Annotated in this window: 18 protein-coding genes and 13 pseudogenes; 15 read left to right on the plus strand and 16 right to left on the minus strand. The window is 53.2% G+C overall.

What is annotated here, in order from left to right; all coding sequences use genetic code 11:
* Window positions 1-487 (minus strand): annotated as a pseudogene (locus IAE50_RS19950) (transposase); the annotation flags it as partial.
* A 107-nt stretch (window positions 488-594) separates the two neighbouring features.
* A pseudogene (locus IAE50_RS26060) lies at window positions 595-1217 on the minus strand (Rpn family recombination-promoting nuclease/putative transposase); the annotation flags it as partial.
* An 84-nt stretch (window positions 1218-1301) separates the two neighbouring features.
* Between IAE50_RS26060 and IAE50_RS26760 the strand changes: the two are divergent.
* Together IAE50_RS26760 and IAE50_RS19965 are read left to right on the plus strand one after the other, a co-directional pair.
* On the plus strand, window positions 1302-1460 hold the full coding sequence (locus IAE50_RS26760; RefSeq protein WP_375287754.1) for an L-rhamnose/proton symporter RhaT: 159 nt from the start codon (window positions 1302-1304) through the stop codon (window positions 1458-1460).
* Window positions 1461-2057: 597 nt separating this feature from the next.
* A pseudogene (locus tag IAE50_RS19965) lies at window positions 2058-3094 on the plus strand (IS481 family transposase).
* A gap of 215 nt (window positions 3095-3309) precedes the next feature.
* Here IAE50_RS19965 and IAE50_RS19970 read toward each other — a convergent pair.
* A complete protein-coding gene (locus tag IAE50_RS19970; protein ID WP_200581044.1) occupies window positions 3310-3510 on the minus strand; it encodes a hypothetical protein in 201 nt (66 codons plus the stop codon).
* A 1789-nt stretch (window positions 3511-5299) separates the two neighbouring features.
* On the opposite strand from IAE50_RS19970, the pseudogene IAE50_RS19975 reads away from it, so the two are divergent.
* Window positions 5300-5989, plus strand: a pseudogene (locus IAE50_RS19975) (MFS transporter).
* A gap of 2 nt (window positions 5990-5991) precedes the next feature.
* Window positions 5992-6177: a hypothetical protein gene (locus tag IAE50_RS26065; RefSeq protein WP_234467244.1), complete on the plus strand. Its 186-nt coding sequence runs from the start codon at window positions 5992-5994 to the stop codon at window positions 6175-6177.
* On the opposite strand, the pseudogene IAE50_RS19980 reads toward IAE50_RS26065, so the two are convergent.
* The 4 genes and pseudogenes from IAE50_RS19980 to IAE50_RS19995 all read right to left on the minus strand — a co-directional run.
* Window positions 6164-6533, minus strand: a pseudogene (locus tag IAE50_RS19980) (DUF4942 domain-containing protein); the annotation flags it as partial. The gene IAE50_RS26065 and the pseudogene IAE50_RS19980 overlap by 14 nt on opposite strands.
* A gap of 114 nt (window positions 6534-6647) precedes the next feature.
* A pseudogene (locus IAE50_RS19985) lies at window positions 6648-6985 on the minus strand (TA system toxin CbtA family protein).
* Window positions 6986-7009: 24 nt separating this feature from the next.
* Entirely contained in the window at window positions 7010-7360 is a 351-nt protein-coding gene (locus IAE50_RS19990) for a type IV toxin-antitoxin system YeeU family antitoxin (RefSeq protein ID WP_200581045.1), read from the minus strand.
* Between the two features lie 49 nt (window positions 7361-7409).
* Window positions 7410-7601 (minus strand): DUF987 domain-containing protein, encoded by a 192-nt coding sequence (locus tag IAE50_RS19995; RefSeq protein WP_200581046.1) that lies wholly within the window; start codon window positions 7599-7601, stop codon window positions 7410-7412.
* A 34-nt stretch (window positions 7602-7635) separates the two neighbouring features.
* On the opposite strand from IAE50_RS19995, the pseudogene IAE50_RS20000 reads away from it, so the two are divergent.
* The 3 genes and pseudogenes from IAE50_RS20000 to IAE50_RS20010 all read left to right on the plus strand — a co-directional run.
* A pseudogene (locus IAE50_RS20000) lies at window positions 7636-8265 on the plus strand (PQQ-dependent sugar dehydrogenase); the annotation flags it as partial.
* 60 nt (window positions 8266-8325) lie between these two features.
* Window positions 8326-8757, plus strand: a complete 432-nt coding sequence (locus IAE50_RS20005) for a tetratricopeptide repeat protein (RefSeq protein WP_234467245.1) — start codon at window positions 8326-8328, stop codon at window positions 8755-8757.
* 202 nt (window positions 8758-8959) lie between these two features.
* Window positions 8960-10084: an acyltransferase gene (locus IAE50_RS20010; protein ID WP_200581047.1), complete on the plus strand. Its 1125-nt coding sequence runs from the start codon at window positions 8960-8962 to the stop codon at window positions 10082-10084.
* On the opposite strand, the pseudogene IAE50_RS20015 reads toward IAE50_RS20010, so the two are convergent.
* Together IAE50_RS20015 and IAE50_RS20020 are read right to left on the minus strand one after the other, a co-directional pair.
* Window positions 10076-10667, minus strand: a pseudogene (locus IAE50_RS20015) (ABC transporter ATP-binding protein). The gene IAE50_RS20010 and the pseudogene IAE50_RS20015 overlap by 9 nt on opposite strands.
* A pseudogene (locus IAE50_RS20020) lies at window positions 10664-11503 on the minus strand (FecCD family ABC transporter permease); the annotation flags it as partial. The pseudogenes IAE50_RS20015 and IAE50_RS20020, both read right to left, overlap by 4 nt.
* Here IAE50_RS20020 and IAE50_RS20025 point away from each other — a divergent pair.
* The 4 genes and pseudogenes from IAE50_RS20025 to IAE50_RS20040 form a co-directional block, all read left to right on the plus strand.
* Window positions 11503-11783, plus strand: a pseudogene (locus IAE50_RS20025) (type IV secretory system conjugative DNA transfer family protein); the annotation flags it as partial. The pseudogenes IAE50_RS20020 and IAE50_RS20025 sit on opposite strands and share 1 nt — an antisense overlap.
* 61 nt (window positions 11784-11844) lie before the next feature.
* Window positions 11845-12105: a TrbI/VirB10 family protein gene (locus tag IAE50_RS20030; RefSeq protein ID WP_200581048.1), complete on the plus strand. Its 261-nt coding sequence runs from the start codon at window positions 11845-11847 to the stop codon at window positions 12103-12105.
* A gap of 34 nt (window positions 12106-12139) precedes the next feature.
* Window positions 12140-12529: a TrbI/VirB10 family protein gene (locus tag IAE50_RS20035; protein ID WP_234467248.1), complete on the plus strand. Its 390-nt coding sequence runs from the start codon at window positions 12140-12142 to the stop codon at window positions 12527-12529.
* Complete coding sequence (locus IAE50_RS20040; RefSeq protein WP_200581050.1) at window positions 12526-12765, plus strand: DUF2274 domain-containing protein; 240 nt, start codon at window positions 12526-12528, stop codon at window positions 12763-12765. Before IAE50_RS20035 ends, IAE50_RS20040 begins: the two co-directional genes overlap by 4 nt.
* 889 nt (window positions 12766-13654) lie before the next feature.
* On the opposite strand, the gene IAE50_RS20045 is transcribed toward IAE50_RS20040, so the two are convergent.
* Window positions 13655-14371 carry a hypothetical protein gene (locus IAE50_RS20045; protein ID WP_200581051.1) on the minus strand — a complete coding sequence of 239 codons (717 nt, stop codon included), beginning with the start codon at window positions 14369-14371 and terminating at the stop codon, window positions 13655-13657.
* Window positions 14372-15136: 765 nt separating this feature from the next.
* A pseudogene (locus tag IAE50_RS26070) lies at window positions 15137-15729 on the minus strand (IS630 family transposase); the annotation flags it as partial.
* 181 nt (window positions 15730-15910) lie between these two features.
* Between IAE50_RS26070 and IAE50_RS20050 the strand changes: the two are divergent.
* From IAE50_RS20050 to IAE50_RS20060, 3 genes are all read left to right on the plus strand, one after another.
* On the plus strand, window positions 15911-16513 hold the full coding sequence (locus tag IAE50_RS20050) for a DUF2913 family protein (RefSeq protein ID WP_200581052.1): 603 nt from the start codon (window positions 15911-15913) through the stop codon (window positions 16511-16513).
* A gap of 190 nt (window positions 16514-16703) precedes the next feature.
* The gene (locus tag IAE50_RS20055; protein WP_200581053.1) at window positions 16704-16931 is read left to right on the plus strand and encodes a YgdI/YgdR family lipoprotein; all 228 of its coding nucleotides are present in this window, start codon (window positions 16704-16706) and stop codon (window positions 16929-16931) included.
* A 126-nt stretch (window positions 16932-17057) separates the two neighbouring features.
* Window positions 17058-17375, plus strand: coding sequence for a hypothetical protein (locus IAE50_RS20060; protein WP_200581054.1), 318 nt, complete (start codon window positions 17058-17060; stop codon window positions 17373-17375).
* Between the two features lie 821 nt (window positions 17376-18196).
* Here the strand turns inward: IAE50_RS20060 and IAE50_RS20065 are convergent.
* The 4 genes and pseudogenes from IAE50_RS20065 to IAE50_RS20075 form a co-directional block, all read right to left on the minus strand.
* A pseudogene (locus IAE50_RS20065) lies at window positions 18197-19382 on the minus strand (reverse transcriptase domain-containing protein).
* 643 nt (window positions 19383-20025) lie between these two features.
* Window positions 20026-20216: pseudogene (locus IAE50_RS20070) on the minus strand (hypothetical protein); the annotation flags it as partial.
* Window positions 20152-20286, minus strand: coding sequence for a hypothetical protein (locus IAE50_RS26485; protein ID WP_255563698.1), 135 nt, complete (start codon window positions 20284-20286; stop codon window positions 20152-20154). The pseudogene IAE50_RS20070 and the gene IAE50_RS26485, both read right to left, overlap by 65 nt.
* A 492-nt stretch (window positions 20287-20778) precedes the next feature.
* A complete protein-coding gene (locus tag IAE50_RS20075) occupies window positions 20779-20931 on the minus strand; it encodes a hypothetical protein (RefSeq protein ID WP_200581055.1) in 153 nt (50 codons plus the stop codon).
* Between the two features lie 56 nt (window positions 20932-20987).
* Between IAE50_RS20075 and IAE50_RS26490 the strand changes: the two genes are divergently transcribed.
* Entirely contained in the window at window positions 20988-21122 is a 135-nt protein-coding gene (locus tag IAE50_RS26490) for a hypothetical protein (RefSeq protein WP_255563693.1), read from the plus strand.
* 57 nt (window positions 21123-21179) lie between these two features.
* On the opposite strand, the gene IAE50_RS20080 is transcribed toward IAE50_RS26490, so the two are convergent.
* Entirely contained in the window at window positions 21180-21992 is an 813-nt protein-coding gene (locus IAE50_RS20080; protein WP_200581056.1) for an integrase arm-type DNA-binding domain-containing protein, read from the minus strand.
* Between the last annotated feature and the right edge of the window lie 365 nt (window positions 21993-22357).

Consider the following 22357-nt stretch of genomic DNA (forward strand, 5'->3'; position numbering starts at 1 on the left):
ATTACCCTGTCTGCGCAGCACCTGGAACAGTTTCTTAAAACCGTACCGGGGATAACGTTCAGCCGCTTCTGTCAGCGCCAGGATCACGGGCTCATCCCGGCGGAGATCGGGCTGGTAAAAATACACCGTCCTGCTCAGCGATAATGTCCTGCATGCCTGGCGTAAGCTCATAGAAAATTGCACCGTCAGATAGCTGACAAGCTCACGCTTCATTGCTGGTTTTAAAGCTTTTTTTCGGTGACATCTTTTAACGCACGATTTTCCAGACTCAGAACGGCAAACATCTGCTTCAGACGACGATTTTCGTCCTCAAGATCTTTTATTTTTTTATATCAGCTGCTTCCATCCCGCCGTATTTCGCCTTCCAGTTGTAATGGCTGGCTTCAGAGATACCGGCTTCACGGCAGACATCCTTAACAGTTCGCCCGGCTTCGACGGACTTCAGAACAGCGATGATCTGGTGCTCAGTAAATCGGATCTTACGCATAGCGATCTCCTCAGGGGACATAATCAGTATGCCGGAGGATCTCTAAAAATGAATGGTTCGTTTAAGCGGAATACTTACACTACTAAAAAGCTGTAGCAGGGTGGCCGTCAGCAACGATGATCACTGAAAGCTGGTGACCATAAGCGCCTGGGTTTTAGGAGACCGGGTTGCACGGAGGCAATCTGGTAATGACAGTGGGCGATGCGCTGTAGATCCTCTTCAATCAGGTCTGTCATTGTTACTACTGTATTGCGGTCGATACCGTTCTGCAGTACGTGCGATCAACTTCGAGTTTGCCTTTCCCTATGCCACATTGCTCACCTGGCTGAATCCCCTTCTTGATACCTTCCTGTTCGAGCTGTTGAGCGATGGTCATCAGTTTGTCCTCATGTTACGGCACCCGCTGTACCAGTTCACGTACAAAGGCCTCTGCGGATGAAGTTTCGCCTGCCTGCGTAAGGTAGTTTATCAGTGAAACCAGTTACTGTCCTGTCATGTGTTTTGTCAGCAGCAAGGTGGCCAGGTTATTCAATAATTCTGTCAGATCCCGCCAGTGAATATGTTTCTGCAGCAGCGTGAGTTCTGCCATACTGCGGTGGTCCATGATCCCTTCGTCAGGTATGACCGTAACATCGACCAATGTGAAACCATCGCTGTAGAACCTTTTGGCCAGCTCAGGATCGTTAAACTCGTCCAGCTATTGGGTAGAATACGGATATGGGCTGCGTTTCCGTACCAGCAGGGTTTATTTGGTATCTGCAGTTTTTTTTACGGTTGAAGGCATGTGCGGATGACCGGGTAGGGACTTGATTTTATCAGTTGGACGTTACACATGCCAATGCTGGTTTTATGTGGTGGAGTATGGGGATTTGAACTAAAGGAGTGGCAGGTTTGTTTGCAGCGGCAAGCCCTTGTATTATCAACTGACAGAGATGCTGGTGATTGTAGCTTCAACGATAATTATTGGTCTTGATTGATCGTAAAAACTCAGAAGAAACCCCGTCAATCACGAAAGTATAAAGTTGTCCACCATAATTCCCTCTGCTTAACATCGACATAATCGCCTATTCAGGTACATCATGTGTCAGGATCACCTAGTTAATTACCTAAAATGCAGTCGACAACTCACTGGTAAAAGAGTTTTATTTCCATTTGCGGGTGGGCTGTATGCGATACTCAGATATTTAAAAAAACCATAAAACTTTAAAAACAAACAAAGAAACCGGATTTCCATATACAAAACCTATAAAAAGGCGATTCTGTTGGCAAAAGCAAAAAATCCGGAAAACAAACACACACACACCAAATTATCATGAACCGTTTATACTTAAAAAGAAAACTTGATGTAATGCCATATTGCCGAGTAACGAGTGTACGGTGTAGCCGGGCTGCATGGTGGGCGCAACAAAATTGACCTTATCTTCTGAAGTATAACGGAGGCGGATTTACTCACCAGTGACGGCTTAAATGTATTAGTCGCGATTTGATCTGACACATGGCCTTGAAAGGTTCAGAGTTACCGGTTTTGATGTGGGTGTCGAATCCTTATACAGAACACGAGGTAACTCCCATGCTTCATACTACCAATCCCGTCATCAAACACAAAGCCGGTTTGCTCAATCGGGCTGAAGAACTCAGCAATGTATCAAAAGCCTGTAAAATCATGGGCGTTTCGCGGGATACATTTTATCGTTATCGCGAACTGGCCGATGAAGGCGGCATGGACGCACTGATTAATCGTAGTCGCTGCGCCCCTAACCTGAAGAACCGTACCGATGAGGCAACTGAGCAGACTGTTATTGATTACGCCATCGCTTTCCCGGCGCACGGTCAGCACCGGACCAGTAATGAACTGCGTGAACAGGGTGTTTTTATCTCAGGAAGTGGCGTTCTGTCTGGCTGCGCCACAATCTTGAGAACTTCAAAAAACGGCTGAAAGCACTGGAAGAAAAAGTGGCCCGCGATGGCATTGAGCTGACCGATAGCCAAATCGCGGCGCTGGAGCGTAAAACCAGTGATGACGAGGCCTGTGGCGAGATCGAAACTGCTCATCCGGGGTATCCGGGTTCGCAGGACACGTTCTATATAGGCAATATGAAAGGCGTCGGGCGTATTTATCAGCAGACCTTCGTTGATACGTACTCGAAGGTGGCCCACTGCAGGCTCTATGTCACTAAAACACCAATTACTGCGGCTGATTTACTGAATGACCGTGTACTGCCATTTTATGCGTCTCAGGGCCTGCCGATGCTGAGGATACTGACCGACAGAGGCACGGAGTACTGCGGTAAAGTGGAGCAACATGATTATCAGCTTTATCTGGCGATAAATGACATCGAACACACGAAAACGAAGGCGATGTCCCCGCAGACCAACGGCATCTGCGAGCGGTTCCATAAAACGATACTGAACGAGTTTTATCAGGTAACGTTCCGCAAAAAGCTATATGGCGATCTTGGTACATTGCAATTGGACCTTGATGAATGGCTGGTTCACTATAATAATGAGCGAACCCATCGGGGAAAAATGTGCTGTGGCCGGACACCAATGGAAACATTACTTGATGGAAAGCGCATCTGGGCTGAGAAAAATTTAAGCCAGATGTAATCTGACAGATACCTGTATAAATAACCGGTAACTGTCAAATCAGGGCTGAGCTAATACAGCTTAAATTTCTTGCATATGGCACTCCTTAAACATACTTCAATGCCTCGTCTTGCCCTACTGGTGAGGAGTCCGGTTTAAACGAGGTTATTACATGTCCACCCTGAATTTTTACAAAATACAATTATCACATGGTATTTCAGGAGCTATATCAGCTTCTATTTTTTAAAGTTTCCCCCAAATATTTTTCCGGGGAATGCTTCACGTACAGATTCATTAAGGTTGTGGACGGCGCGTTGATAGGCCTCAAAAAAAATCTGTGGTGTTTTCTTATTGCGTTCAGTGGTGCTGTAAATATTGCTCATTACAGATATTTCTATAGCTGCTTTTTTAAGAGCTTCTAACGTTTTATCCGTCATTATTTTTTATCTCTTTATTGCCAACTATCTGTATTTATGTAAAATTAAATATAAAAATGATCTGTGTGTATGTTTTTCGGTACCCTAATATGACTTTTTGTTACTAGTTTGTATAGTCTATTTTTTGCACAACAACATTCGTGTTCATTAATTTTCACAGAAATTATTTATGATATCTCTACGAATGAAAAATATGATCTTTGTAAGCAATTGATGTGGTTATGTTTATTGGAGTAGATTGGTCCCTATATTTCCGTTCTCTTTCTATCATTTTAACACATTACTGATCCACCGCCGCAAATGTTCACGGTGCGAGAGATATCACAGCGCACTGGACGGATGCGTGTGTGCGCTTCGTCGTTTTGAGAGCTATCACTATTTTTGATTTACCCTATATATCCAGATGCCTTTTCTCTCCTACGATTGCAATAACTTCCTGCGGATATACTCGCACGGGGAGCGTATCCCAGCGAACTGTGCGGGTGGTGCGGGTGGTGCTCATTGTAATGGTTGAGCGCACGCAACATGTTCATCAATACTGCCCGACTGTCCGGTTTTGGCATGAGGCTATGTAATCCTGTTTTATCGTCTTCACAAAGCTCTCTGCTATGCCGTTGCTTTCCGGGCTACGCACTCAGACGTGACCCAAGGCCTAACATTCAGGTAAACGCCCTATCATGGGCTGCCCCGTATAGGCACCCGAAGCGTTTTTCTACCGCCCCAGCATCATAACTGTATGGTTCTTTAACATATGGCTGTTCAGTCGATTATCTATCTGTCGCAGCAGACCTAATAAAGGTCACTCGCAGCTTTTTGCCATTGTCGCAGCGGAGCTCAAAACCACCAGAGCACTCTACTTGTCCTTTATGGGAGCGCTTGTGGTGATTTTCAGCCAAACTAGGTTCACGCCAGATGCAATATTTTTATAAATAGTTTAGGTGAGTGCAACATATGACGATGCTCTCCGAAACTTGATCTGACTTACTAGCTGATGGCTCCTGTGAAGCTTTTGCAAATTGAGTCTTCCCGATGGGCTATCATGGTGAAGTCAAGCTCACCGAGCCCGCAGTCGATGCTGCACAACTTCCGGCGCAGACCGTCAAACCCAGGGATATCCTGGCAACTGTGGATGATGCATGAAACTTCGGCATTTGCGCTATTTTCTCGCAGCCGTCGATGAGCTGCACTTTGCCCGCACAGCAGAGGGGTTGCACATCAGGCAATGCCGCAGTTGCATGTCAGATTCTTGGTCGATGTCCGAAAAAAAGAGCCATCAGCCAAAAAATTTTGCGCTCGAACAGTCGATGAAAGCCCGCAGCTTGGGAGAGACACATCACGGCTGGCGGGCCAGACCACCCATATCTTGCCACTGTCGCTGATGCAGTTGTCCAGGATGGTTTGCAGCCGTCCAGTGCGCAGGTGATCCCCCACGATGAAGCCCGGCAGGCAAGCACTCCCTTATCCGTGCAACGCCAGATACATGCAAATTTCACACTGTTGCAGATCAGCACACCCGATCCATCGCGCGCAACGGACGAGAAACCAAGGCGCTCTGCCACGCACACGAAGTGCCAATGCTACCAAGACTGTCGATCATCACATCCACCTATTCAAGATATTTTTGTCCGAAGTATTAAAACCTTATCACATTTTTCTTTATCATTATTGCACTAGTCTGTGAGGATACCCAATTACATCGCATGTCGTTCGCCGCATGCCGGTGCCCTTGAAGCGCATCTCAAACACTGGACATAGGAGAACTATGCTTGCGACTTTTCCTTCCCCAGCCATGCGCTGGATTCAATTGTTGGCAGCGTGTCTGACTGGCCTGCTGATTCCGCTGTGTTTTACAGGCCCGGCCGTCGTATTGCCCGCGATCAACCTGGAACTGGGTAGCAGCCCAACTCAACTGAACTGGGTGATGAACGCCTACATCCTCAGCTATGGCGGTGCGATGATGGTGTCGGGCAGCCTGGATGACATTTATGGGCGCTGGCGCATCTGGCTGATCGGGCTGGCGTGATTTTGCGTGTTCACCTTCACCATTCCGTTCGCGCCTTCTGTGCTGTGGATCGACGGCCTTCGCTTGTTGCAAGGACTTGGCGTCGCAGCGGCGTTCGCGGCAGCCATATCCTCGCTGGCGCCGCTGTTCGAGGGAGCGGCGCTTGCCCGTGCTTTCAGCCTGCTGGGAACGACCTTCGGGCTGGGCCTGTCCTTCGAACCACTGGCTAGTGATGGATGGTCGAGGCTAGCAAATTGGCAGGGCGTGTTCCACTCCGCCGATGTCGTGAGCTTGTTGGTCCTGGGGCTGGTGGCGGTCAGCACCCGGCGCACCCGCGAAACTGTCAGCAGTGCGATGGACTGGCCAAGAGCGATTAGCTTCACACTGGTGCTGGGGCTTTTTAGCTACGGCTGTTGCTCGTGCAGGAGAACGGATGGCGTGACTCGCTGGTTATCGCTGCACTGCTGGCATCCGTGATTATGTTTGCCGGCTTTATCGGAATTGAGCAACACGTCGCTCGGCCGATGCTGGATCTGCGGTTCTTCCGCGATCCTGGATTTGTCGGTGTGCAGGCATTGGCGGCATCGCCGGCCTTCCTGTTCATCGTGCTGATCGTTGTACTGCCGGGACGTTTCATTGGCATCGACGGTTATTCGCTTCGCTGATTGCCGGGAGATCGCCCACCTCCAGGCTCTTCGTCCACTGGCTACGGGCTTCGGCATCCATCAAGGTCAACATTCCGGATTTCAACATCAAGTCACGCCAGATGCTGCGGTCGATATTGCGGGTGATGTATCGACAGGTTGCATCAACCAGCAGTCGAAAGAATGACCCTGCCGCATCGCCAGTGATTCGCTATGTCGCCGCCAATCCCAGAAGTAAGCCGGGAAACGTCATCAAGCTGACGAATCAGCGCCTCAATCTGTTTCAGCGCAGCATCACGTCCAGTCACGATACGTTCAATGCTGTCCGAGCAAATTAGCTCATTATGATCGGTTAAAACCTCAGCTTCTTTTTGCATGATATTTTGTCCGTGAAAAGCAAATACGCCCGCCGTAAATGGCAGGCGTATTGAGCAATGAGTAAAAGAGGAAGTAAGTTAGGGAATGTAAATCGGGAAGACGGCTCGCAAGATTCAGCGTGTCGAAGGATGATGGCTTCGCCGCAACAGGCCGGTTGCCTGCCGCGCCCGTAAATATATACTGCCCGAAGGTAAGGTGACTGTTCCTGAAAATTAAACCCTTTGCGATCGATACGAACCAGTTCATACTTTTCCACCAGAAAGTTAACGGCATCCGCCAGCGTGATACCGGCGTCGATATGTTCCTGAATGACAGATTCATCACTAAACAGCTTATCGTTCAGCGTCAGACCATAATGTTGATCCAGCAGGCGCGTTAGTAGCGTTTGCCAGACAAGTACTGGCGGCGGGCATGGCTTCGCCCCCTGCTGATTTGCAGAAAAAGTTTTCATAAGGTTTCTCGTTGGGAAATTGACTTAGCTTTGAGTGGGATAGATAACGATGCAAACGTAGCCGTGCGAGCCGAGCGTATCCGTCTCGCAGGTCAGTCCTTTTGCATACAGCGTGACGCCGTGCTGGTGCCGCGGGTTAAGCCCGCCGCTGATGAGCATCAGTTCCAGCTCTTTCATCAGTACAGGAAAGGCCTGGTCGAGATGACGTAAATCCGCATCACTGAACTGACCGTTAAGGCTGGCACAGTCAGCCAAGTAATGCAGTTGGTTATCCTCTTGTACCAGGCGTGCACCAAAACACGGTGAGAAATCGCGTCTGAGTCCCCACCACGGTTCAGCAGTATCCTGAGCTGCAGTCATGTTTTTACTCAGCATTTTTACATTCCTTAAAAAGGTTAATCCAGAATCATGCTACGCAGGCTGACTAAGGCCCGTTGCAGTCCTGACGACGTTCAGCAAAGACAGCCAGTACACCGCTGATATCTTTCACCTCGCAACCGGCATAGTGGCAGATGCTGCCGGACCATGTGTATTTGCCTGTACAGAAACGAAATAACCGGGACTCAGGATGCTGGCGGTATATCACCATTGCCTGACATTTACTGATAATTTTCATTAATACACCTCCCTTATAACCAGCCCCGTTCAGCACACGAGACGATATCGGCGCGGAATACCGCCGTGCGGCGGTGCTGGAAGTGGATGCCGCGACCGGGGCGAGCCGCATTTTCGCCAGCTGCCTGCGTAACCCGACTTGGTTGCAGTGGGAATCCGAAAGCGGCGCGCTGTGGGCTATCGTCAACGAACATGACGAGATTGGTTCCGATCTGGTGCCCGACTACATAACCTCGGTGCAGGATAAAGGCTTCTACGGCTGGCCTTACAGCTATTTTGGTCAGCATGTGGATGAGCGCGTCCAGCCGCCTCGCCCGAATCTGGTGAAGCAGGCAATTAAGCCTGACGATGCGCTCAGCTCTCACGTCGCCCCGCTCGGCCTGCTCTTCTACACCGGCGAGAATATGCCGCAATACCGCGGCGGCGCGTTCGTCAGCGAGCACGGCAGCTGGAACCGCAAGCCACTCAACGGTTACCAGGTGGTGTGGGTGAAGTTTGAAAACGGCAAACCGGTCGGGCAGCCGCAGCCGGTGGTGAGCGGTTTTCTTACCGACGATGAGAAGCAGGTGCGTGGCCTTCCTGTTGGCCTGGCGATGGATAAGCAGGGCGGCGTCCTGATTGCCGACGATGCGGGCAACACCATCTGGCGGGTCAGCGCGCGCTAACCTTGTGGCTGCCTGCCGCCTCGCTTATAACATAGCCTCAACATTTTTAAGGAGAGGCAAATGGAGAGCAGGTTGCAGGCAGCAATTGCGCTGCGAAAAGCGGGCGAGCATGAGCAGAGCCGCGGGGCGTTAAAGGCCCTTGCCGATGAACCGGCGCTGCGCGCGCAGGCGCTGCTCAATATCGCCTGGTCGTTTGATAACCAGGGCCATGAGCGGGATGCCGAAGGGTATTACCTGGCGGCGATTGAGGCTGGCCTTAGCGATGAAGATGAGTTTGAAGCGCGCTTTGGCCTCGCCTCAACCTGGCGCTGCCACGGGAAATACCCGCAGGCGAAAGCGCAGTTTGCGGAGATTATCGCCCGCTGGCCGCAGGCAACCGAAGTGCCGCCCTTCTATGCGCTCTGCCTGCATAATCTCGGCGAGCACGACGCCGCGCTTGCCGTGCTGCTGGCGCCCATTGTGCAAAACCCTGATGCCCGCACGGCACCCTAACGCTGAGGTGTTGCGCCACTACGCTCAGAATCCGCATCATCGCTGGTAACAAGTGCATGCTGGCAGCCTCTGGCTGTAAAAGAGGGGCGTGCGAACAGAAACCTGCCAGATTTGCAGACTTTCCACTTAAGGCAGCTATGTGTATATTACGCGCACTCTTATTTTTTCTGTTTCCGTTGCTTTCGTGGCAAGAGATCGTCTTATGCTTTATACCTATACCGCTTATATCCTTGAATATTTAATCTATTTCGGCATTCTCGTCGCGACGGTTACGGCTGTATCTTCTCTTATCGGGATTACGCCCCCCGAGCAAAAATACCTCGCCCTCGACGGCCTGCGCGGTGTCTGCGCGGCGCTGGTGGCGATATTTCATCTCTTCTGGCGAAATGGCGGCGCAGCAGACGATTATTGGTCGCTCGACTATATCTCCTTCAGCCAGATTAAAAGCGCGATTTTTATCACCGGGCAACTCCCCGTTGGTATTTTCTTTATGCTTTCCGGGTTTCTTTTTTTTAAGAAAGCCCTCGCCCCCAGCTTTAATTATCGCGGATTCGCGCTGTCACGACTGGCAAGGATCTACCCGCCTGTGATCGCCACACTGGCGCTTATCTATGCCGCGACGTTTATCATGCATCCAGGTAGCCATACCCCGCCGGGTGAGTGGTTTATCTCTTCGCTGCCCTTCCTTTTTGAGCCGCCTGCCGCCGTCATCAATGGCACCACGCTGCAAATCGCTACCTCGGGCATCTTCTGGACGCTGGTGTGGGAGCTTCGCTTGTACCTTGCGATCCCTTTCTTATACCTGCTCATGCGCCACATTAAGCACGCGGCGCTCTTTGTCATTTTTTTAATGGTGCTGGTAATGGGCGGAAAGTATCTGCTTGGCAGTGACGAACGGCTGGCGTATGTGATGTATTTTCTGGTGGGCTTTTTGGTTGCCACCATCAAGATGGATAAACGCCCGTCGGATCTGATTTGTCTGGCGCTGCTTATTGCCGCAATCGCCTTTACCCGCCATGCCTATAATCCGACTACCGCGCTTTACATGCTGGTGGTCTTCTATACCGTGAAATGCGGATGCGACTATTTTGGCCTGCTGACCTCCCTTCCGCTACGTATGCTGGGCACCTGTAGCTTTTCGCTCTATCTGGTGCATGGCATTACGCAAACTGTCGCGAAGCACTATCTCTACAGCGCCGGGCACTATCTCTGGCAGGTTTGCGCATTGGTGGCGGCAGGCGTGATTGCACCTGTGATGTATAAATGGGTTGAGAGCAAGTGCATGTGGAAATCTGCACCTGCTCCGCAACAGCATCTCTCAAACTAAACCGTCGATAATCACCTGTTTCATCCCCTGCGAGCAGGGCTCGACCCGCCCGCGCACGCCGTACACCTTCGCCAGCGTGTCTGGGGTGATCACCTCCCCCGGATCGCCGTCGGCTACCAGCTGACCCTTCTTCAGGATCAGCACATGGTCGCCGTGGCGCAGCGCGATATTGATATCGTGCACCACCACCACGGTGACGATATTGCGGCGCTGGGTTTCGCGCTTCACCAGATCCATCACGTGAAACTGATAATTAAGATCCAGCGCACTGTGCCACGATAATCGACTCCAGCACGTTCAGATGTACGCCTGCCGGCAGTGACTGCGGCAGGTAAACCACCTGTTCGGCGCGTCTGGCGAAGGGCTGCGTCAGCAGATCCTAGCCATCAAGGCGCAGTTCACCCTGGGCTCTGTTCAGCCCGGCCATGGCGCGCAGCAGCGTCGATTTGCCGCTGCCGTTCGGCCCGAGCAGGATCGTCACTTTGCCGCGCGGCAGATGGTCAATCGCCAAATCCTGAATAATCGGCTGTTTGTGGTAGCCTGCGCTGAAGCCGCACAGGGATAAACCGGACTGCGGGCTCATACACTCCCCCGGTGGCGCACAATAATGGTGATAAAGAACGGCACGCCGACCAGCGAGGTGACGATGCCGATCGGGATGATGACGCCATCAATCAGGTTTTTAGAGACAATCGACGCCAGTGACAGCATCAGCGCGCCGATCAGCGCACTGCCCGGAAGATAGAAACGGTGATCCTCGCCAAACAGCATGCGGGCAATGTGCGGTGCCACAAGGCCGATAAAGCCAATCGGCCCGACGAATGCCACGGACAGCGCCGACAAAATACTGATGCGCAGCAGCGTTGTCAGCCGCAGGCGGCGCACATTGATGCCAAAACTGATGGCGCGATCTTCGCCTAAACGCAGGGAAGTGAGCTTCCAGGAGCTGAGCATCGACAGCGGCATAATCACCGCCAGCGCCAGCAGCAGAATGCCGAGCTTCTCCCACGATGCGCGGGCAATGCTGCCCATCGTCCAGAAGACCAGCCCCTGCAAGGTGTCCTCATTGGCGATAAATTGCAGCATCGACACCAGTGCGTTAAAGGTGAAGACCAGCGCAATACCAAACAGCACCACGCCGGAGGTCGCCACCTGCGTCCAGCGGGTGATGCCATCGAGCAGCAGCGCCGCCAGCAGCGCGAAGATAAAGGCGTTAGCCGAGATAAACCACTGTGCGGGGATGCCGGGAATACCGATGCCAAGCACGATCGCCAGCGCCGCGCCAAAGGCCGCCGCAGACGAAACACCGAGGATAAACGGGCTGGCGAGCGGGTTATTGAGGATGGTCTGCATCTCAGCCCCCGCCAGCCCCAGCGTTAAGCCGACGACAATCGCCATCAGCGCGCAGGGCATGCGGATACCGCGATCCCCCGTTGGCCGAAGTCACCTCGAACTGTGACTGGCGCATCGCCGACCTGATTTCCGCCGAGCATCCGGTGTCGCTCTATCTGGTGGTGATGCCGTCCGACATTAGCCGTAGCCGCTGTCCGGCTCATCCTGAACCATATCGGCGGCGCTTAACGGAATCGTTCGACGGCATCGCACGCCGCCACAAGCTTCTGCTGATGCCGATGAATTTCCGGCGCTGGACCGCCTGGACTTCTTCGAGTCCTCGCTGGCCTTCATGGGCGGGAATGGTGATGCGTGGTTCGCATCGAGCGCACCGATGGCATTTCGGGCGTCACGCGGAGGAACTGACCATGAGTCAGGACGACACTCCCGACCACGCCGCGCCGGGCTTCGCCACCAATATGGCCTTCGACCCGATGGCCGCCAGTCCGGCCTCAACGGCGGCCCTGCCGGCTTCACCGTACAAGGTCATGGCCGGAATGGTGATCGCAGGCGCCCTGGTGACGGGCATCAAGTCAGACTTGCCGGGCGACGTGATCACCACAGTGATGGAGTCGGTCTATGACACGACTACCGGGCGCCTCCTACTGATCCGCATCCTGGGCAAATAACAGCCAAGTCAGCTAAGGGCAGAGCCGGGTGCAGATGGTGTGGAATCGGATCATCCTGCCCGATACGTCATCGCTCACGCTCGACAACCTGGACAGCACCGACCCGGCCGGTTATGCCGGGCTGGAAGACGATGTGGACTGGCATTGGGATCGCGTCTTTGCCGGCGGCTTACCAAGCTGCCGGGCATCGGTGCTGAACTGGCCACGCCAGAAAACCGGCAGAACGGCGATAGCATCATCATCGTCGGGCGTGACAGCGCGCAGGATAGCATCAATCAGGTCGGCCAGGGATGACCCGCCGAAATCCCAACTCCAGCTCACGCTGACCAGCCGGCCCGGCTTGCCGGTGCGGATCATCGTGGCGCGCGATTTGATATTGCGTGCCTACCAGCCGCTCTTTTTCAACGGAGGGACTTCACGATGAGCACGACCAAGAAATTGCGGCTTGGTCCTCTGCCTCTCGATGAAGCCATCAAACTGACTTTCTCGTGTCCGGCTAGCCTGAAAGCCGACCTCGACCGCTACGCAGCGCGCTCAAGTGTAGGCGAGACAGTCGATGCCGTAATGCTAATTCCGCACATGCTGGGAGCGTTCATCGTTGGCGACCGGGGATTCAGGAAAAGAAGTGTGGGCAAGATCGCGGTCCCGAAGCCTGGTTGACAATAGCAGACGTATCCACCATACGACCATAATGAAAGCGCAGCCATAGGGCTGCGCTTTCGCTTGGAGAGGTGGTTTGTGACAGGCCAGGGTTATGATGGCCGACCTTGCCCACTGTCCCGCCCTTGAACTTACCGCCGCGAAGCGCCTATGCGCACCTAACTCGAGAAGAGGCAAGAACATGCAACGACAGAAATATATCGTAACCTGTTGTTATATAACATTTTTATCACCGTTTCGTGTCTACATCAAACACTTGACTGCAGACATTTTTCATCACAATCTATCGCTGAACGAACACAAAGTTACGTCTGAGCGGATAATAAGAGCTGTTGTGTGTACCAGTGTTTGTCCCGCCCGAACGCTATCTGAAGACCCGAAGGGCGGGAATTTTCGCAGGCTGTTTTGACCAGTTAGTGCCCGCTACGCATCAGGCGCAAATAATCGGTGATAAGCTCTCATGTGGCTGTCAGCCAGAATACGGGTGGTATAGCAGGAAATCCGGGCTGTATATGGAAAGTCGGAACCCGTCTTAAGGAAGAAAATGCCCCTTTTGGCGCCCCCTTTGTAACAGACGGGACAGAAGAAACATGACATCGATCCCATGTTACCTGGTATACCGCGACTCGTCAAAAAACAGTGGAGAAGAACGACTCGCTATCAATAGTCTGACTGTTATTAGCCGTGAGAAAAGCTCCTACAACGGCTCCGGCGATAATTAATGGTTCGTAGGCTGTACCCAGTGCGTACAAAACAATAATGATAACAGCACCCCCTCCCAGAAGCATAATCTTCCCCCTGAGAAAATGACCTCATTTTCTGCCCGGGAACATATAAAGAGTATACGCCCACAGTATTCACCAATTTTACAGATGTCAGTATGTTAGTGTTAACGTTTGCGCAGTTCTGCCTGCACCCGGGCAGTCGTCTGCTGAAAAATTCGGGGGCCAGTTTCCAGATAAAGAAACTGCAGACGAACAAGTTGTGGCGGAAAGCTGACCGGACTGGTCAGCAGCCAGTCGCGGAGGGCATTAAGGGAACGGGCATAAACATCCAAGTCATGGGTAGATTCTGATTCACAGCCGGACGTGCGCAGTGCCTCCCGAAACCGATGATATTGGTCTTCCAGGAAAGCTAAGGCTTCCAGCGCTTCGGTAACAACGTTGCTGCCATTCTGAACGGCAAGTGCGCGGCGTATGGCGAGGAATGCATAGGTGAATTTTTCCGGCTCCCGGAGCACATCAGGCAGAAACAATTCATGTTCTCTGTGCAATGTGTCTGACGGCACACCCTGTGAGAGTCCAAAATCCACACGCACGACAGCCTGCGGGATTAGGGCATCATCAGCGGTAGAAAAAATCCGACTGACCAAAGCCTGTTTCACCTGCACGTCATCTTGCGGCAGGGAACCTTCCAGGATGGCAAACAAGTCAGCCCCGCTATTCCAGGCCAACCTCATCTCTTCCATGTCAAAAATTATTTCGCAGGGTTCAGCCCACGATGGGCAGGTTTTTTCAAAAAAATAGAGGTAGTCTTCTCCGGTGACCATCCCCAAATCAAATAGCCCACCTGCTCGCCTGGAAAGGGCATAACATAGCCTGTTCATGATATTTTCTGTCCCCACGTCGTTGCCGGAACAGTTTGTGTACCAGCAGTAAAGTATTTATCAGGCTTGAGCGGCACTGACAGTGAAGATGGAAGAGAGGCTGTGGCAAGGGAAACGTTATTATACATTTCTGCCAGACGCCCTTCAGTGTATGGTACTTATCGACCCGCTGTCAGAATACTTTAGCAGTTTTAGTCAGTGTGCTTTCGGGGGCCGGCTCGGCAGGTATTACAGGAGAAGATTATAAGATTTCCCGCCGTTGTGAGTGCTGAGTATGTCTATGGTCGTACACATCAGTTGTTATTCGATGTGTGTTGTTTCGCTTTCAGACGTAGCTTTTTCAAATACAGAGCAAATGTCTCTCTCGGATATGGTGTTATTCTCTGGATAAATATCACTTAAACGGTCGCAGGCACCGCATCCGGCCAAACCAAACGAAGCGTCGGTCTTCGCCATTCTGTCAAGTAAATCAGCAAGTAATGCTTTCTTGAGTTTCCCGTAATGTGCAGATCACAACAATTTTTCAGTCATTATTACAAAGTCATTGCTAGCTAATGTAACAACCAATTTATACGAAGGGTTAAATGTAATGAAGGCAGAATGAATAAGAAATGTACTTGTGTCTACCAACGAATTTTTCTCTTACTTTTTATTTATTTGTTACGCATCGACGTTGTTAAGCATCCCATCCTCAAAATCTGCCCAACTCGTTCATCATATACCGCTCTAAGCAAGTTCAGGCTGGCACCAGTGCGGTCAGAGGCTGAATAAGGCCGAGCTTTTGCTATTGCCATTCACGCAACTGACTTTATCCGCTCCGCTATGTAACGCGCCAGCCAGATAGTATTTTTTATTCTGTCCCGGTGTCACCACGCGTTTTTGCTGTCAATGTGACGCCAGTTCGCACCGGTTTCAGGCTTAAGGCGATATCCACTTCATCTTCACAAAATACCGGATGTTCCGTGCTGCATTCGCCCGGTACTTGTCAATTGCCGCCATTGTTTCATCTTTATACGGGTCACGGATACGCAGAGCTGGTGCAGCCCTGCACCACACAAACCCGGCTGACGACAACCCGCGGCGAATGGTTCCCACATGTAACTGACACCCTATTATCTCATTTATTTTTACTGCCAGCAGTTCTGTACTCCAGTGTGGACATTGGTAGTCAGAATCGCCGGGAGCGGTTTTATTAGCTTACGTAACAATCGGCCAGCGGCGGGAACACCCGGCGGGTAATGGCTTTCCTTCAACACCCGACAGCGTAAGTCAGTTAATCAGCGCCCAACGGGTGACTGGCGCGGCAGAGCGCTAGCAACGTCGCCCCGGTGCAGCATTGGCATAGTGGTCAGCATGCGGAGGCATGTTAGGTGGGGTCAGCCCGCACCGGGAGTTCATTATCTGCCCCGCCCGGACCGGAAGGAATTACCCGCATTCCTTTCCTGCTGCCTTTCCGTATGCACACGGACATCGGTGTGAGCCCTCCGACCTGATGTGGTATTATCTCCCACTGTTGTATTCAACTCTCTGAGGATTTCCATGACTGAACATCCCGGAAATATTTCCCCCTCCGCCCGTATGGCCTGGTGCGCCCTGGTAGCCCTGGCAATGGCCCGCCGCGACGGCATTGTCAGTCTTCCGGGCAGTGAGGCTCTGTTCTTGCAGCGCTGGCTTGTCACCGCGCAGAAACAGAAACGTTTCCCGAAAAGCACTGCGGATGATCTTGCCGCCCTGCTGGAATATGCCCGTACTCCCGGGACGTCCGCCCGCCTGCTGGCGCAACTGGAGCGTCTGTGGCTGACTGGCAACCGCTCCCCCCGGGGCGAAACCGGCCTGCACCGTTTCACTCGCGTCACGGAAATCCTGAAGGCAGCCGGATGGGACAACGCCGTGGTGAGTCCCCGCGACCTGAAAAGCGGCGCGGCGGATGACTATCGCTGCGCCAGCGGGTTTTACGTCACCCGGACGGCTCTGTCCACCGGATTTAACCAGGCCGGGGCGCTGGTGCATCCGGTGAATATCCGCGTGCGTGGGGAGGCAGAAGTGTTCATGCGCACGCTGGCACAACAGAGTCTGTCCGCCACCGCCTCATCACTCCCTGACGGACAGACCCGGGTGACCCTGATACCCCGAGCACAATAACCCTGGTATACGGAACAACAGAGACGGGCAGGATGGTGAAAAACAGGCTATAACATAAGAGGTTACTGAATCCCGTCGTCAGTGTCCCCGCAAGATCCAAGCTCACGCCGCGTGGTGCAGTGGAACCCGGTAACCGCGAAAGAATCATCGGAAACGGTGAGCCTGATATAACAGATAAAAAGGAATGACCATGAAAAAAATGCTTTTCGTCGTGCCTGCCACCGTAATGGCGCTCTCTGCCCTGATCGGCTGCACGCGGACCAGCTATGCCATTCACACGAATGACGGCAGAACGATAGTGAGTGACGGCCGGCCGTCTGAATCGGAGACCGGTCTGTTGAAGTATAGGGATGCGAGCGGGACGGAGCGTCAGCTGAATAAAGCCGATGTGAAGGACGTGGCAGAGATACCCCGCTAACTCGTGATAACGTGATACCCCGGCCCGGTGAACCGGCCCTGCTTTCCGGTATCCGGACCGTCCATAAACGGGGTCCGTCCCGTCAGACGGAGCGGATCTGTTTCTTCCTCCTGCCAGGAGACTCTTATGCGCTACACCCTGTTGTCCTTAGTTTTGATGTCGTTATTCTGCCCCGCCGTGGCCACGAATGCAGAGATGTCCGGTACCACTGAAAGCGATTATCTTCAGCACCGAGCGACTGAGTTAAATAAACGCATTGATACGGCACTCAGTAAGCACCGGCTCTCCGGCGATAAGGCGGCAGAACTGCATCTTTCTGTCGGTCAGGTTCAGACCCTCGCCGGTCATCTGCAGATACGCAACGGCAGGATTGAACGCCCGGATGCGGACAGAATGAACCAGCAACTGACGGATGTGGAAAGGGCGCTGACCCGTCAGCCTTGACCAGCAACCTGCTCCGGCACGACGTTCCGGAGCACAACTGTGGAATATGCATCATGCATACCTGTACCCGGCCGGTGCTGATCACCGGCAGACTGATGCTCGGTCCCTTGACTCCGGGCGCTGCACCGGCCATGCAGCGTCTCGCCAGTGCCCCCCGCGTGGCGGGCGGTCAGCTTCACCTCCCCGTTTATCTGCCGGCAGAGTGCGGATGGATTTCCCGTGCGCTTCGGAAGGTCCGGGCCGTCACGCTGAAAAATACGGCAGCGTTTGCAGATGTAATCATCGTGTCCCTGCCCCAGCAGGCACCGCCAGGGCTGGGGAACTGGCTGGAAGTGAAATTCAGGGCTGCGGCTACTGCACGGAGGCGGTGCGGGCGCCGCTATACCAACTTTTTTGCTTGCCCACCGCCTGTTGTCAGGAGGACAACGTGGCCGCCCGGGTCATGCAACGGTGCGGCATACGCCGGGTTTCCTGCGTGACCTTTCGCTCCCCGCCGGGGACAGGCCGGCGGAGATGGCGTAATTGTCTCCGGCGGGAGAATGCTCACGAGTGTCTACGTCCCCACAGGCATCTCTGCGGAGAGCCGGTATGAACGGGCGTATGCATAAACAGGTGAGCTGGGGGAGGGCCAGTTGCGCCTGCGGTCAGGAGGTGCTATTCCCGCTGGCTGCGCTTTTCCGGACAATGGCTCAATTGCTGGTGCCGGTAATAGGAGTCTGAGGTGAGTAGACCCGCCGGTTACCCGGATGCGCTCACCCTCAGAACCGGACTTGCGGAACCACCGCATCCGGCTCCCGACAGATCAGTGTCCCCACACATATTCAGCGGGAAGGGAACATTGACTGCGTTCTCCATCGCGATGGGTATCCCAGCATTTTGAGGATCAGATCCAGCTTTTCCATGTCGTTGGGTGTCGGCCACCTTTACGGTTGAACCACCTGTAGATGATCCGCCTGCTCTGATAAATAAACTGCCCCACGCGTCTTTTGTTATCTGAGATACCGTGGTAGTTAATACATCCACGCACTACCCGGATAGCCGTATTCAGGGTCTGCCTTCTGTTAGCGTTGGGGTTCTTCCACAGGAAGTCCCTCAGGCCTTTCAGCCTGGCCGCGAAGCGGTCCTCCGGCTGGTAAACTTAAGCCGCCAGTACCCTCTGCGCGTTCTTCCCCAGTAGCAGGCAAGCCCCAGAAAATTGAACGTTTGCAGACGTTCTCCTCTCTGATTTGCCCTCATCGCCGCCACGTGACCCGCAGCAAGGCGCTGCGATTTGTCTTCGTGAAGTCCGGGGCCAGACCGGTCCAGTCTTTTCGGCAGCGCGCTGTGGAAGCGTTTCGCCTCATGCCGGTACTCGAAGGTAAATACCATATCGTCTGCATATCTGACCATGTCTGCCTTTCCTCTGATATGCGAACGGCTGATTTCAGCAAACCATTCATCTGTCACATGGTGAAGGTAGATACTGGCAAGTATCGGGGACGATATGGAACCCTGAGAGCAGCCGATATCATTGCTGTGTGATTGGCCCTCTTCCAGGACTGGTGCGGTTATCCGCACTTCAATCAGTCTGAGAAAACGGCGATCTGATATTTTCTTCCGGAGTAACCCCAGCAGCGTACCGTGCGGTATCCGGTTGAAGTATTTCCGGATGTCGATCTCCACAACTGCGCCGTTCCAGTTGCGAAACGTCGGCTGTTGCAGGGCCTGTAATGCCATATGACAGTTTAAACCCGATCTGAATCTGTAAGAACAGGGCAGAAACACTGGCTCGTATATTCTGCTGAGGATGGTGCTGACAGCAGGCTGTACCACCCTGTATTCCACACAGGATATGGCAAGCGGCCTGCTGCTACCGTCTTCCTTTGGGATTTCTGTGATTCTGTCCGGGCCGGGGCAATACGTGCCCCGGCGTAAGCGCTGGAGTAAACCGCTGATATTCTCATCCGGTTGTTCACCCCGGTTAGCTTTTGTCACACGGTCAATGCCGGCAGCCTTATTCCCATCCAGATGTCGGAATTGTTACTTCAGCATGTCCTGGTCGATGAGGTGTCCAGGATTGCTGAACACGATCGACCTGTCACAGGCTGATTTTTCACTTATGCGCTCACGTTTCGTTAACCATAATTGTCCGTCGTCGCTGAGTACGGTCATTGTTTCTCTCTTACGCTCGATCTGTCTGCCAGCCCTTCGCTCCACGGTCATTACTCGTTTCATCACTACTATGGCTGACTCCGACTTCCGGAAATTCGTCTTTGCGGCCTTGTGTTTGGCACTTGTGCCGCAGATACCCTGTTTCTGCAGGAAATTTCCGGATCTCCTGTGTTCCGTCACTTATCTCTGTAAACTCGCTGACGACTGTGCCCCGGTGGTTGACTCCCTTTGGCATATCGCCCGTGTGGCCTCCGGGAGTCTGTTGCCTGCCAGTTGAGCAACCTGTCGGCTTCCACAATCTGTTCAATTTCGGGGGTATCACGTTCACTATTTGGTTCCGGCCCGGATACTTCGCTGTCCACGCTTCACCGTCCTGGTTACCCGGGAAAGCGCAGGACTCGCTATCCGGTGGCGCTGGCTGCGCCTTCCGGAGCAGGATCCTCACCTGCAAGATAGTGCAGCTTGTCACAGCGCACTGCTCAGTGAAACGAAACTCACGTTAAGCAATGTGTTCTTCCTCTGACGCCTCTTTTAATGGTCGCAGATGTCCTTTGGTCACCAATTCTGCCAGTATGAAGGAATAATGGCCGAGCAACGATATGCCCGTGGCACAGCAATATCCTCATCATTCAGCTTTTCGTCCTGACTCCGAAGATGAGCAAAAGCTGCCTGTATATAAATCGTGTTCCACTCCGGGAATGGAGTATTTTTGACAAGATTTTTTACCCAGATCGATATCAATGAGCGCAATATTTTCCATGATGGTTCTCCATTTTAAGCCCGTTCACAGCATACAGCTGTGAGGGAGGGAGTGACCATCTCATTAAATATCCTACGTTACCCCGGAGATTTCTCATGAATGACCATCATACCCGCCCCATGCCATCTGAGCACAATGCTTTGTTCACCACGCCGATCTCGCTCATGCTCGATGCTCGCCTCACGCCGCAGGGACAGCGTGCGGGATATGAAACGGCCTTATCGTCGTGCTCCGGCTGACCGGCTGGATCAGTCTGGTAGGACAACATCGTGTCCCCTATCCGGGCAATATCTTCGCTGGTCGGCAGGTCATCATCGCCTTATCAAGCTCCCATCTGTTTCAGTTTGTACCTCGTGTCACATCACACCCCACGTCATCAGACGACGACGGCAAACGTCCCTGAGCCAGCAGACGTAAATAGCTTTCGATCCCCGCCATGCTGGGCGGTACGACCTGTGCCAATAGGGGCCGGGTCATCGGTTCACCGCGTTCTCAGCGGTCCAGCCGATCGGCCCAGTCCTGCATCATCACCCGTCGCTGCTCCACATAGTCCGCATGGTTGTACGCCGCACGGATTTTGTCCGGGTCCGCATGCGACAACTGCACTTCGATCCATTCTTTCGGATAGCCCAGTTCGTTGAGCACCGTGGAAATCGTGGCCCGGATGCCGTGCCCCGTCGACGATCGGCATACCCCATGCGATGCAACGCGCCGTTGAGGGTGTTTTCGCTGATGCGCAGCTTAAGATTGGAGGAATGGGGCAGCAGGTAGTGCTGGGCCGGACGGCGCGCCTGTGCCTGCAACAGAAACTGCACAATCGCCAGAGCCTGCCGTGACAACGGCACGACGTAGGGTGGGATGCTTTTGCCTTCGCGGCGCAGCTTCAGTTGCAACTACTTGACGATGACCGGTGGAATCATCCACAACCCGCGCTTCATATCAAACTGCTCAGAGACGGCCAGACGCAGTTCTCCGGTGCGTACGCCCGCCAACAGCAACAGGCGCAGGCCCAGCCGGGTCGTTTCATCGCCGTTATAGTTACCCAGCTTTGTCAGGAAAGCGGGGAGTTCTTCCATGCGCAGGAAGGGATTATGCGAGACCGGTGGCTTGGGCGCAGCCACTATATCCAGATCGCTGGCCGGGTTGTAACACAGCCCTTTTTCAACCATGGCATAGCGGAACATCTGGTTCAGCCAGGTCGCACCTTCTCGGCGGTCGTGAACGCCCCGCTCAATGCGGCGCAGCACGTCCAGCAGGTGGGGATTGTCGATATCGAAGATGGGCAATGTGCCCAGCCAGCGCAGCACGTCCCTGACGAAAAAGCGGTCAATTTGTGACAGCGTGCTTTGGCAACCCGATTTCAGGCCCAGCGCCTTGAAGTCGCGCCACGCACTGAAGACCGTTTCAAAGGTGTTCAACGGGGCCGCCAGTGCCGCGGCTTTGCATTGCAGCCGGTAAACACGCGGATCGATGCCCCGCGCTATTTGCGCACGCAGATCGTCGCGGTGTTCTCGTGCTTCCTTAAGGGACAATTCCGGATAGTTGCCAATTGCAACACGCTGCGGCCTGCCCGCCCATGTGAAGCGGAAATGCCACTTTCTGGCACCCCGGGCGGTGATGAACAACACCAACCCGTCTGCATCATTGAGCGTGTAGTCTTTGTCGGTGGTCCTGGTCTGCCGGACGACTGCATCTGTTAACGCCATACGCACACCTCTTTCCAGTTAAAGAGGGTGTACTGCGCTCAGGGTTGGCGACTCATCTGACAATCCGCACCGGCAACCACCCCGATTTCACGTACTGATTCGTGTACTGAGCGGGCGTGGTTGACAGCGGATATCAGCAGCTTTCTCTGAACATTTAACAGGGATAAAACCATTTTTAATCAGGTAGATACAGGCGTTAAAAAACATCTATAGACAAGGAATTGGAGCGGGAAACGAGACTACTGTTTCTCGCGCATCTTACTGATTCAACAGAGTTTTTTAGAACACCCCTCTGTTTGACGGACTGCATTGTGTACTGACTAAACGAACTTGGCAAGGTTTTTTCAGCAAGTCGGTGCCGATCG

The organism is Kosakonia sp. S42 (genome assembly GCF_016624785.1).
Classification (GTDB): domain Bacteria; phylum Pseudomonadota; class Gammaproteobacteria; order Enterobacterales; family Enterobacteriaceae; genus Kosakonia; species Kosakonia cowanii.

Bases quoted from the DNA above. Each gene is read 5' to 3' on its own strand.
- IAE50_RS20010 (WP_200581047.1), top strand. From the start codon at position 8,960: ATGCTTTATACCTATACCGCTTATATCCTTGAATATTTAATCTATTTC.
- IAE50_RS19995 (WP_200581046.1), bottom strand. From the start codon at position 7,601: ATGAAAATTATCAGTAAATGTCAGGCAATGGTGATATACCGCCAGCAT.
- IAE50_RS19990 (WP_200581045.1), bottom strand. From the start codon at position 7,360: ATGCTGAGTAAAAACATGACTGCAGCTCAGGATACTGCTGAACCGTGG.
- IAE50_RS20050 (WP_200581052.1), top strand. From the start codon at position 15,911: ATGACTGAACATCCCGGAAATATTTCCCCCTCCGCCCGTATGGCCTGG.
- IAE50_RS20060 (WP_200581054.1), top strand. From the start codon at position 17,058: ATGCGCTACACCCTGTTGTCCTTAGTTTTGATGTCGTTATTCTGCCCC.
- IAE50_RS20035 (WP_234467248.1), top strand. From the start codon at position 12,140: ATGGTGTGGAATCGGATCATCCTGCCCGATACGTCATCGCTCACGCTC.
- IAE50_RS20040 (WP_200581050.1), top strand. From the start codon at position 12,526: ATGAGCACGACCAAGAAATTGCGGCTTGGTCCTCTGCCTCTCGATGAA.
- IAE50_RS20080 (WP_200581056.1), bottom strand. From the start codon at position 21,992: ATGGCGTTAACAGATGCAGTCGTCCGGCAGACCAGGACCACCGACAAA.
- IAE50_RS26065 (WP_234467244.1), top strand. From the start codon at position 5,992: ATGTTTGCCGGCTTTATCGGAATTGAGCAACACGTCGCTCGGCCGATG.
- IAE50_RS20055 (WP_200581053.1), top strand. From the start codon at position 16,704: ATGAAAAAAATGCTTTTCGTCGTGCCTGCCACCGTAATGGCGCTCTCT.
- IAE50_RS20005 (WP_234467245.1), top strand. From the start codon at position 8,326: ATGGAGAGCAGGTTGCAGGCAGCAATTGCGCTGCGAAAAGCGGGCGAG.
- IAE50_RS20045 (WP_200581051.1), bottom strand. From the start codon at position 14,371: ATGAACAGGCTATGTTATGCCCTTTCCAGGCGAGCAGGTGGGCTATTT.
- IAE50_RS26490 (WP_255563693.1), top strand. From the start codon at position 20,988: ATGCAACGCGCCGTTGAGGGTGTTTTCGCTGATGCGCAGCTTAAGATT.
- IAE50_RS19970 (WP_200581044.1), bottom strand. From the start codon at position 3,510: ATGACGGATAAAACGTTAGAAGCTCTTAAAAAAGCAGCTATAGAAATA.
- IAE50_RS26485 (WP_255563698.1), bottom strand. From the start codon at position 20,286: ATGGAAAATATTGCGCTCATTGATATCGATCTGGGTAAAAAATCTTGT.
- IAE50_RS20030 (WP_200581048.1), top strand. From the start codon at position 11,845: ATGAGTCAGGACGACACTCCCGACCACGCCGCGCCGGGCTTCGCCACC.